The sequence below is a fragment of the Nocardia cyriacigeorgica GUH-2 genome, from assembly GCF_000284035.1.
Classification (GTDB): domain Bacteria; phylum Actinomycetota; class Actinomycetes; order Mycobacteriales; family Mycobacteriaceae; genus Nocardia; species Nocardia cyriacigeorgica_B.
Genome location: NC_016887.1, coordinates 4782641 through 4795114 on the forward strand (window position 1 = coordinate 4782641; position 12474 = coordinate 4795114).

Annotated in this window: 12 protein-coding genes; 7 read left to right on the plus strand and 5 right to left on the minus strand. The window is 70.6% G+C overall.

Annotated elements, in window-relative coordinates; translation table 11 throughout:
- Positions 1-199: 199 nt before the first annotated feature.
- The 7 genes from NOCYR_RS29975 to NOCYR_RS21740 all read left to right on the plus strand — a co-directional run bounded on the left by NOCYR_RS29975 (position 200) and on the right by NOCYR_RS21740 (position 6737).
- Complete coding sequence (locus NOCYR_RS29975) at positions 200-433, plus strand: WhiB family transcriptional regulator (protein ID WP_029901515.1); 234 nt, start codon at positions 200-202, stop codon at positions 431-433.
- Between the two features lie 93 nt (positions 434-526).
- Positions 527-1006 carry a metallopeptidase family protein gene (locus NOCYR_RS21715; protein ID WP_165448897.1) on the plus strand — a complete coding sequence of 160 codons (480 nt, stop codon included), beginning with the start codon at positions 527-529 and terminating at the stop codon, positions 1004-1006.
- 144 nt (positions 1007-1150) lie between these two features.
- Positions 1151-1531, plus strand: coding sequence for a DUF3499 domain-containing protein (locus tag NOCYR_RS21720; protein WP_048833599.1), 381 nt, complete (start codon positions 1151-1153; stop codon positions 1529-1531).
- A gap of 68 nt (positions 1532-1599) precedes the next feature.
- The gene (locus NOCYR_RS21725) at positions 1600-2976 is read left to right on the plus strand and encodes a phosphomannomutase/phosphoglucomutase (protein ID WP_014352558.1); all 1377 of its coding nucleotides are present in this window, start codon (positions 1600-1602) and stop codon (positions 2974-2976) included.
- 235 nt (positions 2977-3211) lie between these two features.
- Positions 3212-4435: a hypothetical protein gene (locus NOCYR_RS21730; protein WP_014352559.1), complete on the plus strand. Its 1224-nt coding sequence runs from the start codon at positions 3212-3214 to the stop codon at positions 4433-4435.
- Positions 4435-5655 carry a mannose-6-phosphate isomerase, class I gene (gene manA / locus NOCYR_RS21735; RefSeq protein WP_014352560.1) on the plus strand — a complete coding sequence of 407 codons (1221 nt, stop codon included), beginning with the start codon at positions 4435-4437 and terminating at the stop codon, positions 5653-5655. The genes NOCYR_RS21730 and manA overlap by 1 nt, the downstream gene beginning before the upstream one ends.
- 161 nt (positions 5656-5816) lie before the next feature.
- Entirely contained in the window at positions 5817-6737 is a 921-nt protein-coding gene (locus tag NOCYR_RS21740; RefSeq protein ID WP_048834372.1) for a cation diffusion facilitator family transporter, read from the plus strand.
- A gap of 65 nt (positions 6738-6802) precedes the next feature.
- Here NOCYR_RS21740 and NOCYR_RS21745 read toward each other — a convergent pair whose 3' ends face one another.
- The 5 genes from NOCYR_RS21745 to rfbD all read right to left on the minus strand — a co-directional run bounded on the left by NOCYR_RS21745 (position 6803) and on the right by rfbD (position 12442).
- The gene (locus tag NOCYR_RS21745) at positions 6803-7879 is read right to left on the minus strand and encodes an HtaA domain-containing protein (protein ID WP_014352562.1); all 1077 of its coding nucleotides are present in this window, start codon (positions 7877-7879) and stop codon (positions 6803-6805) included.
- Between the two features lie 103 nt (positions 7880-7982).
- Positions 7983-9455, minus strand: a complete 1473-nt coding sequence (locus NOCYR_RS21750) for a phytoene desaturase family protein (protein WP_048833600.1) — start codon at positions 9453-9455, stop codon at positions 7983-7985.
- Between the two features lie 71 nt (positions 9456-9526).
- The gene (locus NOCYR_RS21755) at positions 9527-10606 is read right to left on the minus strand and encodes a sugar phosphate nucleotidyltransferase (RefSeq protein ID WP_048833601.1); all 1080 of its coding nucleotides are present in this window, start codon (positions 10604-10606) and stop codon (positions 9527-9529) included.
- Between the two features lie 43 nt (positions 10607-10649).
- Positions 10650-11549 (minus strand): glycosyltransferase family 2 protein, encoded by a 900-nt coding sequence (locus NOCYR_RS21760; protein ID WP_014352565.1) that lies wholly within the window; start codon positions 11547-11549, stop codon positions 10650-10652.
- A gap of 11 nt (positions 11550-11560) precedes the next feature.
- Positions 11561-12442 carry a dTDP-4-dehydrorhamnose reductase gene (gene rfbD, locus NOCYR_RS21765; RefSeq protein ID WP_014352566.1) on the minus strand — a complete coding sequence of 294 codons (882 nt, stop codon included), beginning with the start codon at positions 12440-12442 and terminating at the stop codon, positions 11561-11563.
- Positions 12443-12474 lie beyond the last annotated feature (32 nt).

A 12474-nucleotide genomic window follows, 5' to 3' on the forward strand; every position in this document is an offset into this window, starting at 1 on the left:
CTGCGCTAACACACAGTGAGGAGGCGGAGCGATGGCCAATGAGCTGGCCCCTTCGGGCATGCCGGGCGGCGTATCGCAAACCGATTCCACGGCAGGCGCAGCACGTAGCGTCTGCGCAGAGGCCGGGTGGAAGGACCACGAGGGGGGTGAGCGAGACTCGGCGCCCCGACTCAGCTTGGTCGTGCCGGGTTTCGACGAGATGTTCGAGTCCATCGAGGAACAGTGGCAGGAACGTGCCCTGTGCGCGCAGACCGATCCGGAGGCGTTCTTCCCCGAGAAGGGCGGCTCGACCCGCGAGGCGAAACGGATCTGCATGGGCTGCGAGGTTCGGGACGAGTGCCTGGAATACGCACTCGCACACGATGAACGCTTCGGTATCTGGGGCGGTTTGTCCGAACGCGAGCGCCGCAGGCTCAAGCGCGGCATCGGCTGAGCCGGGACCATCCAGGTTCCGGCGGGCCCGCCCCGGCACCGGCGGCCGGGGCGGGCCGAGGGTGGGTCCGAGCACCTGACTAACGTTTGGGGTATGGCACGTTCGCGCAACCGTCGTCCCCCGACAGCCCGGTCGGTGACCCGCCGTGGCCGCGGGGTACGCGGGCCGATGCTGCCGCCGACGGTCCCCGCCTGGCGCACCCGCGGGCAGAAGTTCGACCGCCTGGTGCTCGAGGCGTTCGCTCCGCTGGATTCGCGGTGGCACGATCGGCTCACCAAGCTCGACATCGCCGTCGACGACGTGCCGAAAATCCGTCCGCTGCACCCGGATTCGGTCACCTGGCCGGACGAGGTGGTGGCCGACGGGCCGGTGCCGCTGTCGCGGCTGATCCCGGCCGGCGTCGACCGGCACGGCACCCCGATCCGCGCCCGCGTGGTGTTGTTCCGCAAACCGCTGGAATTGCGGGCCGGCGATCCGGACGATCTCGTGGATCTGCTGCGCGAGGTTCTGGTCCAGCAGATCGCCACCTATCTCGGCGTCGACCCTGACGTCATCGATCCCGAACCGAACTGAGCCGCCCCGCCGCGGGTGAATCGGCGCGGAATCGGGCGCTGACCCCGGCCGAGTGACGCACGACGCGCCGATGGGACGGGATTCACTGAGCGTGTCTGCCCACCCCCGGCCGTCAAGGGGGTTACTCTCACTGGCGTGATTCCCATGCGTCGTTGCTGCCGACCAGGTTGCAAGAATCCGGCCGTCGCGACGCTCACCTATGTCTACTCGGACTCCACCGCGGTGGTCGGTCCGCTCGCGACGGTAGCCGAACCCCACTCCTGGGACCTGTGCGAGACGCACGCCTCGCGCATCACCGCCCCCAAGGGCTGGGACATGGTCCGGCACGAAGGCGGATTCTCCTCCAGCACACCCGACGACGACGATCTGACCGCGCTGGCCGAGGCGGTCCGCGAGGCCGGACTACGCCGCCGCCCGCCCGAACCCGACCAGCGCGGCTACCGCGATTACGCGCCCCCGCCGCCGCGCACCACCCGCACCGGCCGCCGCGGACATCTGCGCGTGCTGCCCGATCCGCCCAGCTGAGGCCGTGCCCGCGGGCAATCACCGGGACCATGTGAGCGCCACCCGCGCCGGGCACTAGGGTGTTCGCTATGACAGTCGCCCGCTCTGCCGATTTCGTGAACGCGGTGATCAAGGCCTACGACGTCCGCGGTGTGGTCGGTGACCAGATCGACGCCGAATTCGTCTCCGACGTAGGGGCTTCGTTCGCGCGGCTGATGCGTGCCGAGGACGCGCGGCGCATCGTGATCGGACACGATATGCGCGACTCCTCCCCCGAACTGGCCGCCGCCTTCGCCGAGGGCGTGCTCGCGCAGGGCCTCGACGTGGTGCACATCGGCCTGGCCTCCACCGACCAGCTCTATTTCGCCTCCGGCAAGCTGGACTGCCCGGGCGCGATGTTCACCGCCAGCCACAACCCCGCCCAGTACAACGGCATCAAGCTGTGCCGCGCCAAGGCGCTCCCGGTCGGCCAGGACACCGGCCTGGCCACCATCGCGGCCGAGGTGACCGCGGGCGTCCCCGGCTACGACGGCCCGCGCGGCAGCGCCACCGAGACCGACCTGCTCGACGACTACGCCGGCTTCCTGCGCGAGCTGGTGGACCTGTCCGGTATCCGGCCGCTGACCATCGCCGTGGACGCGGGCAACGGGATGGGCGGGCACACCGTGCCCGCCGTGCTCGGCAGCCTGGCGCAGGTGAAGATCGTGCCGCTGTACTTCGAACTCGACGGCACCTTCCCCAACCACGAGGCCAACCCGCTGGACCCGAAGAACCTGCTCGATCTGCAGCAGCTGGTCCGCACCAGCGGCGCCGATATCGGCCTGGCCTTCGACGGCGACGCCGACCGCTGCTTCGTGGTGGACGAGAACGGCGATCCGGTCTCGCCGTCGGCGATCACCGCCCTGGTCGCCGAACGCGAGCTCGGCAAGGAGCCGGGCGCGGTGATCATCCACAACCTGATCACCTCGCGCGCGGTGCCGGAGTTGGTCACCGAACTGGGCGGCACCCCGGTGCGCACCCGGGTGGGCCATTCGTTCATCAAGCAGCAGATGGCGGCCACCGGCGCGGTGTTCGGCGGCGAGCATTCCGCGCACTACTACTTCCGGGATTTCTGGGGCGCCGATTCCGGCATGCTGGCCGCGTTGCACGTGCTGGCCGCGCTGGGCGAGAAGGACCGCCCGGTGTCGGAGCTGATGGCCTCCTACAACACCTACGCCGCCTCCGGCGAGATCAACTCGACCGTCGCCGATGCCGCCGAACGCACCGGCGCGGTGCTGGACGCCTTCGCCGACCGGGTGGTGTCGGTGGACCGCCTCGACGGCGTCACCGTGCACCTGCCCGACGACGCGTGGTTCAACCTGCGCGCCTCGAATACCGAACCGCTCCTTCGTCTCAACGTCGAGGCCAGATCGCCGGAGGAAGTAGACGCACTCGTAACCGAGATCCTGAGCATCGTCAGGTCCTGACTGGGATAGTGGAATTACTAAGGAAAGGAATCACACGCTCGGGATTCGAGCGTCTGGGCGGAGCGATCTTCCCAACCCTGGATCCCGGGCATAGTCGGTTCCCGACTGGAATAGTGGAAGCACAGACCTTGGATTCGCCCGGCCCCATCCGGAGTGGCATGGTCCCGGTGGACACCGCCCCGAAGGCTGCGGGCCGACGGCGAACACAGCGCGATGAGGGGAGGTGGGACGCCCGATGATCGCTGGAACACCGGTGCTCGACCTCGACGACGCGGAGTCGCTCGAGGCCGCCGACAGCGGCGGCGCCCTGCGCTCGGCCGCATCAGGTGGCGCTCAGATCCGCGCTACCGCGGCCGCCGTCGACGAGGGCATCCTGGAGCGGCTGGACGGTTTGCGCCCCCGCAGTCTGGTCTTCGTCTGCGGCCCCGGCCGGGCCACCCGCGCCGCGCGGCTGCTCATCACCGCGCTCGGCGATCAGGCCGGCCTGCCGATCGTGCCCGTCGTCGCGGTGCCGCCGTGGGTGGGTCCGCTCGATGTCGTGGTGGTCGCCGGCGACGACGCGGGCGATCCCCGGCTCGTCGATGCCGTCGACCGGGCCCAGCGTCGCGGTGCGGAGGTCATCGTGGCCGCACCGCACGAGGGTCCGCTGCGCGCGGTCGCCGCGGGTCGTTCGGCGCTGCTCTCCCCGCGCCTGCCCGTGCTCGATCACAACCGGCTGCTGCGTTATCTCGCGATCGGCATCGCCGTGCTGCGGGCGATCGACCCGGCCCGCAGCGCGCCGTCGCTGCCGGCGCTGGGCGAGCTGGCCGATCTGGTCGATGCCGAGGCGCTTCGCGATGGCCCCCAGCACGAGGTGTTCCGCAATCCGGCCAAGACCCTGGCCACCCGGATGCAGCAGCGGGCGCTGGTGCTCGCCGGTGACTCCCCAGCCGCCACCGAACTCGCCGGCCATGCCGCCGAGGTGTTGTTGCAGTCGGCGGGCCGCATCGCCACCGCGGTCGACCTGGCCGGTGCCGTCGCGGCCCATCCGCGCATGGTCGCCGCCGCGGGCGAATCCGCACCCGATTTCGACCCGCTGTTCCACGACGAGCAGCTCGACGGCCCGGCCCCGGTCGAGCGAATGCGGGTGCTGGTGCTCAGCACCGACCCCGACGAGGTCGCCGCGCGCCGCAAGCTCGCCATCTTCTCCGGCGCGGGTTCCGGCCTGGTCGACGCCGATCTGGTCGCCGCCGATCTCGACCTGCTGCGCAGCGATATGACCGATCCGGCCGCACCCCAGCCGGAGTCGGCCGAGGCCGAGACCCCGGCCCGCGGCAGCGATCTGGAACGGCTCGCCGTGCTCGCGCTGCGCCTCGAGATGACCGCCGCCTACCTGCGCCTGATCGGTACCCGCGAGGTCACCAGTAGTCCCGCCCCCGAACAGTTCGGCTCGGACCAGTTCGACGGGGGACGCTACTAGTGCACGAACTCGTCGGTGCGCTGCGCTCTTACGCATGGGGCTCGCGCACCTCGCTCGCCAAGCTGTGCGGCCGTCCGGTTCCCTCGGCCCATCCCGAAGCCGAATTGTGGTTCGGCGCCCACCCCGCCGATCCGGCCCAGGTTCGCATCGGCAACGGTTCGACCACCTCGCTGCTGGAACTGGTCTCGGCCGACCCGGACCGCGAATTGGGCCCGGTCGCACCCGAATTCGGGGGCCGGCTGCCGTTCCTGCTGAAGATCCTCGCCGCCGAGGAGCCGCTGTCGCTACAGGCCCATCCCAGCTCCGCGCAGGCCCAGGCCGGTTTCCATCGGGAGAATCAGGCCGGGGTGCCGCTGGATTCGCCGATGCGCAACTACCGCGACGAGAACCACAAGCCGGAACTGGTGGTGGCGCTGGACCGGTTCGAGGCACTGGCCGGGTTCCGGGAACCGAAGCGCACCGTCGAGCTGCTGCGCGCCCTCGACGTCGAAGCCCTGACTCCCTACGCGGATCTGCTCGCCGCCCAACCGGATTCGGCCGGGCTGCGGACCCTGTTCACCACCTGGATCACGCTGCCGCAGAACGTGCTGGCCACGCTGCTGCCGCAGGTGCTCGACGGATGTGTGCGCTACCTGTCCAGCCGCAAACGCAAGTTCGCCGCCGAGGCCAGGACCGCACTGGAACTGGCCGAGAACTATCCGGGCGATGCGGGCGTACTGGCGGCGCTGCTGCTCAACCGGCTGACGCTCGAGCCCGGGCAGGCGCTGTTCCTCGACGCCGGCAATCTGCACGCCTACCTGCGCGGACTCGGCGTGGAGATCATGGCCAACTCCGACAATGTGCTGCGCGGCGGTCTGACCCCCAAGCACGTCGACGTCCCGGAGTTGTTGCGGGTCTTGGATTTCGAGCCGATCGATCTGCCAGTTGTGCTGCCGGAACCGGCCGGTGACGGCTCGGTGCGCTACCGCACGCCCGCCCCGGAGTTCGCGCTGCGCCGCTTCGATCTGACCGCGGGCTCGGCGCTGGTGCCGCTCACCGAAGCCGGCCCCGGCATCGTGCTGTGCACCGCCGGTTCGGTGCGCCTGTTCCAGGGCGAGTCCGAGCTGGTGCTCGAACGTGGTGCCGCGGCCTGGATCTCGGCCGCCGACAGCGATGTGCGGGCCCAGGCGCTGGACGGTCCGGCCCAGGTGTTCTGCGCCTGCGTCGGCGGGACGGCCTGACGTTGTCCGGTCCAACAGGACCGCTATCCGGATCCGGGCCAGCGAGGGGCGCGCGCCTCGCATAGTCTGTTTCGCGGCCCGGTCCGGTCCGGCAAGGACCGATCGGACTCCGACTGCGCACCACGGCGACGGTGCGGCACATCGAACAGGAGGGCGGCCGGATGTCGGCTAGTGGTGGGAAGAAGGCGATTGTCGCCGCGTTGCTGGCGAACGCGGGCATCGCGGTGGCCAAGTTCGTGGGTGCGGCGATCACCGGCTCGGCGTCCATGCTCGCCGAGGGTGTGCACTCGGTGGCCGACACCTCCAACCAGGGCCTGCTGCTGCTCGGTCAGCGCCGCGCCGAGAAGGAGGCCGACGAGCTGCACCAGTTCGGTTACGGCCGCAACCGGTACTTCTATTCGTTCGTGGTCGCGCTGGTGCTGTTCACCCTGGGCTCGGTGTATGCGATCTACGAGGGCATCCACAAGATCCAGCATCCGGAGGAGCTGAGCTCACCGCTGGTCGCGGTCGTCATCCTGGTGATCGCGATCGGGCTGGAGACCTACAGCTTCACCACCGCCGTGCGCGAATCACGCCCGCTCAAGGGCCAGGCCAGCTGGTGGCGGTTCATCCGCAACTCGCGCAGCCCGGAACTGCCGGTGGTGCTGCTCGAGGACACCGGCGCGCTGATCGGCCTGATCTTCGCCCTCGCCGGCGTCGGCCTGACGATGATCACCGACAACGCGATCTTCGACGGCATCGGCACCCTGGCCATCGGCGGCCTGCTCGGTGTGATCGCCATCGTGCTGATCATCGAGATGCAGAGCCTGCTCATCGGCGAGGGCGCCACCCCCGAGGAGGACCGGGCCATCCGCGCCAACCTCGTCGACGGCGAGCGCATCGACCGCATCATCCACCTCAAGACCCAGTACATGGGCCCGGAGGAGCTGCTGGTGGCCGCCAAGGTCGCGATCGCGCCCGGTCTCGACATCGCCGCCATCGCCGCCGCCATCGACGAGGCCGAGGCTCGGGTGCGCGCCGCCGTTCCAGCGGCCCGGGTGATCTACCTGGAGCCCGACCTGTATCGGACGCAGCCGGTCTGACCTACGCCGGAGCCGAGCGCCCCTCCCCCGCGCCTGCGGTGGAGGGGCGCTGTCGTCGGCGGGTGTCAGCCGATGCGGAAGCTGATCGGCGCGGCCTGGGAATTCGCGTAGGGCAGCAGCGAGGCAGGCCGCAGCGCCGGCTCGAATCGGGCCGGTACGTCGGTCCACTGCGTGGTGCCCGCTGCCGGGCCCGTGTCGAGGCGGGCCAGCCGGATCCGGACCAGCGAATCCGCGCCGACGGTGTCAGAGGTCGAGGTCTCGGCGGTCAGCCAGGTGGCCTCGGGGGTGAATTCGATCCAGGGATTCACGATCGCGATCTCGCCCAGATGGAAGCGGGTGGCGGCGACGACGGTGCCGCGGTAACGCACCGTGCCGTAACCGGTGCCTGGGTCCAGATCGGCGGAGTCGAAGGTGAATCCGAGGCTGCCGTCGTCGTGGATGCCCGCGCCCTCGGAACCGGCGAGGGAACCCTGCAGGGTCTCGGTGACCGTGGTGTCGAAGCCGGGCGCGAAGGCCCAGCGCAGGTCCTGCGGCGGCGGGGCCGGCGCGTTCGGTCCGGGCGCCGGATCGAACACCACGGGGACGGCGAGCTCCTGCGCGGCGTTCACCGCTTCGGCCGCGCCATAGGTATAGACGCCGAAACGCGCGTCCGGGGGCAGCTGTTCGGGCAGTCGCACCTGCAAAGTCGCGGTGAAATCACCATCGGGCTCGAGCTCGACCCACTGGTGGCGGATGGTGCGCCGGAAGTCGAACGGCGCGCTCGGCACGCGGTTGAGCGCCGATTCCGACAGCACCCATTTCGCCGCCGACCGCTCGGTGGCGCGGGCACTGCTCGGCGCGCCCTGCGACGGCCGCCAGTCCGGCGCGAAGGCACCGAAGGTGACGAAAGTGCCGTGCGGTACGCCCGGCGGCACCGGGACCGGAAGGCCGGAGGTATTGGCCTCGGGATCGAAACCGTGACCGCGGACCACGATGGTGTCGCCGACGTGCACCGGCGTCTGCGCCAGCGGCGTGCGGCCGTCGGCGGTGAACAGTTCGATGCCGGGTGCGGGTCGAGCCGTGGCGGTGGGCGCCACACCGACGACGGTCCCGGTACCGGTGACCGCGGCAATGGCGACGACCGCGAGCAGTGTCGTTCTCACGAATCGACAGTACGACGGCCTCGAACGGTGGCAGTAGGGACGTTCGGCCCTACCGGGTGAGGCATACCTCACTTCGCGTGCTGGGGCGATGTGAGCAGTCGATTCATGCGCCGACGTCGTCCGGGGCGGTGCGCAGGAGCTCGAGTGGGTCGGTGCGCACACCGAAGCGGGTGCGCAGCACGTGCTGGGCGGCATGCAGGCCGGACATACCGTGCACGCCCGGGCCCGGCGGGGTCGACGACGAGCACAGGTATACGCCGGGCAGCGGCGTGGCGTACGGGTTCCAGCGCGCCAGCGGGCGGAAGGCGGTCTGGCGCAGGTTCATCGCACCGGCGGAGATGTCGCCGCCGACGTAGTTGGCGTTGTGGACGGGCATCTGCGCGGCGGTGCGCACGTTCATCGCCAGGATCAGATCGCGGAAACCCGGGGCGAACCGCTCGACCTGGGCGATGACGGCGTCGCTGATATCGCGGTCGGAGCCGTTGGGGACATGGGCGTAGGTGTAGAAGGTGTGGTTGCCCTCGGGTGCGCGGCTGGGGTCCACCACGCCGGGCTGGATGGACAGCACATACGGCCGTTCGGCATGCCGTCCAGCGGCGACGGCCCGTTCGGCCGCCATGGCTTCGGCGCGGGTACCGATCAGGTGCAGGGTCCCGGCAGAGGCGCACCCCTCGGCTTGCCACGGCACCGGACCCGAGAGCGCGAAGTCGACCTTGCACGCGGCGCCGCCGTAGCGGAACCGGCCGAGCTTGCGCCGGTAGCGGTCCGGAAGGCGCTCACCGCCGAGGCGCAGCAGTTCGGTGGGTGCGGTGTCGAGGACGATCGCGCGGGCGTCGTCGAACTCCGCCAGCGAATCGACCCGATGCCCGGTGAACACCCGGCCGCCCAGCCGCTCGAGTTCGGCGATCAGCGCGTCGATGATGGTCTGGCTGCCGCCGCGCGGAATGACCCATCCGCCGGCGTGGGCGAGCGTGCCCAGCAGCAGGCCCGCGCCCACGGCGGGCAACGCGCGCGGTTCGGTGATGGCGTGGGTGGCCACACCGGACAGCAGCGCGGGCGCCTCGTCCTCCCGGAATCGGACATTCCACAGCGGGGATCCCTGTTCGAGCATCCGCAGCCCGAACCGCACCGCTGTCGGCGACAGCGCAGGCACATGCCGCATATCCGACATGGCCAGGTCCACCACCTGCGGCCAGTCCCGCACCAGTGGCGCGAACAGCGATCGCCAGGCCGGGCCGTCGGCGCCGAGCCCGTCGACGGTGCGCTCGAGATCGCGCCAGGCCACCCCGGCCCGGCCGCCGTCGAGCGGATGAGCGTAGGACGCCTGCGGTGTCAGCAGCTCCACGCCGTGCGCGGGAAGATCGAAGGCCCGGAAGAACGGCGACGCCAGCGCCATCGGGTGCGCGCCGGCGCAGAGATCGTGATGGAACCCGGGCAGCGTCACCTCGGCGGTGCGGCACCCACCACCCGCCGTGTCCTGGGCCTCGTACACCTCGACCGACAGTCCGGCCCGCGCCAGCACCACCGCCGCCGCTATCCCGTTCGGTCCCGACCCCACCACCACGACATCAGCCATCCCCCGATTGTGCCGTGCGGTAGCGGGCGCGCGCCGTCAGCTGGTCGCGCCGACGCCCTGAGCGGCCTGAGTCAGACGTCGGTGGAGAAGCGGATACCGCCGTCGGGGATCTCCACCCCGGGCCAGATCCGCGCGCCGCGCAGCAGCTCGCAGCGGGCGCCGACGCTGGCGCCGTCACCGATGACGGCGTCGCGGACCAGCGCCCGCGGGCCGATCCGGGCGCCGAATCCGATGATCGAACGCTCGACGGTCGCCCCGGCCTCCACCCGGGCACCGTCGAACAGCACCGCACCGTCGAGGCGGGCACCGGCACCGACCTCGGCGCCGCGGCCCACCACCGTGCCACCGATCAGCAGCGCCCCCGGCGCCACACCCGCACCCTGGTGCACCAGCGATTCGCCGCGCTGCCCGGGCAACGCCGGCGAGGGCGCGATACCGCGCACCAGGTCCGCCGAACCCCGCACGAAATCCTCGGGTGTGCCCATATCGCGCCAGTACGAGGTATCGACATGGCCCTGCACCCGCGCGCCCTCGGTGAGCAGCGCCGGGAACACCTCACGCTCCACCGACACCGGACGCCCGGACGGGATCTTCTCGATGTACTCGCGCCGGAACACATAGCAACCGGCGTTGATCTGATCGGTGGGCGGATCCTGGGTCTTCTCCAGGAACGCGGTGACCCGGCCGTTCTCGTCGGTCGGCACGCAGCCGAAGGCGCGCGGATCGCTCACCCGCACCAGATGCAGGGTGACGTCGGCCTTGGTGGATTCATGGGTGTCGAGGATGGCGCCGAGATCGGTGCCGCCGAGCACGTCGCCGTTGAACACCATGACGTTGTCCGCGCGCAGCTTGGGCAGCACATTGCGGATGCCGCCGCCGGTGCCCAGCGGTTCGGTCTCGGTGACGTACTCGATCTCGAGGCCCAGGTCGGCGCCGTCACCGAAATGTTCCTCGAACACCTCGGCCTTGAACGAGGTGCCCAGCACGACGTGGGTGATGCCGGCTTCGGCGATGCGCGCCAGCAGATGGGTCAGGAAGGGCAGTCCGGCCGTGGGCAGCATCGGCTTGGGTGCCGACAGGGTCAGCGGACGCAGCCGCGTCCCCTGACCGCCGACCAGAATCACGGCGTCGGTGCCTGAATGTCCTGACATCGAGGGTCCTCTGTTCACAGTGGATCGTCCGCGAGCGGTGCACTCACGAAGCAACGTCGCGCGCCTTCGCACGCAGCGCAGATCGAACCGCAATCCGGGAGCGAACCGCAAGTCCGACCCGCAGCGCCAGCCGCAACGGGGCCTGCCACCAGTGCGGATGCCGGTCGGCCTGGAACCGGTAGGCGCTGGCGTGGTGGGCGGGCAGCATCAGCTCGGGGTGCCGTCCGGCGGCGTGGCCCTTGGCATGGGTGACCTCAGCACTCGGCACGAACACGTTGTGCCAGCCCGCGCGGCCCATCCGATCGCCGAAGTCGACGTCTTCCATGTACATGAAGTAGCGCGAGTCGAAGCCGTCGATGGCGTCGAACGCCGCCCGGCGCACCAGCAGGCAGGACCCGGACAGCCAGCCGACGGTGCGTTCGGAGATCTGCTCGTTCTCCTGGCGGTAGCGCACCGTCCAGGGGTTGGACTTCCAGATGGAGCCGAGGATGGCGTGACCGGCGCCGTCGAGCAGGCCGGGCACCGACCGCGCGGACGGGTAGACGCTGCCGTCCGGCTCACGCACCATCGGCCCGAGCGCACCGGCGCGGGGCCAGCGCTGCGCCGCGGCCAGCAGCTCGTCGATGGCGTCGTTGCCCCAGCGGATGTCCGGATTGGAGATGACGATGAATTCGATCGACGGATCGAGCTCGGCGACCGCCCGGTTGATCGCGCCGCCGTAGCCGATATTGCCCCCGGTGCGTAGCAGCCGCACATGCGAGTTGGCCTCGGCCACCATCTCCGGCACTCCGTCGACCGACCCGTTGTCGGCCAGGATCACCTGCGGCTTCTCCGCGGTGGCGGTGGCCAGCGTGCTGATGAAGTGCTCGAGGTGCTCGCCGGGCGAGTAGGTGACCGTGACGACGGCCAGGCTCGGCTGACCCGTGGAATCGGAGGGGCTCACAGCGGTCCAGCCTAACTGGAGCGGCGGCTGAGTGCGTCGTCGAGCGCCGAGCGCCAATCCCGCAGCGGCGTCAGTCCGGCGTCGGCCCAGGACGCACCCGACAGCACCGAATACGCCGGGCGCCGAGCGGGTCTGGGGAATTTCGAGGAATCGCACGGCCGCACCCGCTGCGGGTCGGCGCCGGCACCGGCGAAGACCGCGCGGGCCAGATCGAACCGGCTCGCGGTGCCGGAATTGGTGGCGTGCAACAGCCGTGGAGCCTGCGGGGTGTGCGCCAGTTCGAGCAGGCCGAGGGCGAGATCGCCACCGTAGGTGGGGCAGCTGAGCTGGTCGTCGACCACGTCGATGGTGTCGCGTTCGCCTTCCAGCTTCAGCATCGTCGCCACGAAGTCGCCGCCTGCCGCGCGGAATACCCACGAGGTGCGGACCACGTGCGCCTGCGCTTCCGACTCGAGAACTGCCTGCTCACCGGCGAGTTTGGACTGCCCGTAGACCGACAGCGGCGCGGTGCGGTCGCTCGTCTCATAGGGGCGGGTCGCGGTGCCGTCGAAGACGTAGTCGGTGGAGATGTGGATCAGCCGCGCGCCGGCCTCGGCGCAGACCGCCGCGAGGACGGCGGGACCGGTCTCATTGGCGGCGAAGGCGGCGGCCGGTTCGGATTCGGCGGCATCGACGTTGGTGAACGCGGCACAGTTGATCACCACGTCACCGGGGCCGACGACCGCGCGCACGGCGCCCGCGTCGGTGATATCGAGTTCGCGGTGGCCGAAGGCACGCGCGCCCGGCGCGAACCGGCGCAACTCGTGGCCGAGCAGCCCGCCCGCACCGGTGACGACCAAGCGCTCGGCCAGGGCGGGGTCCGACGGCGTTTCAGGCGGCGTAGCGGCGGTCATGCGGCCAGTCTGGCACGCCGTCACACCAGCGG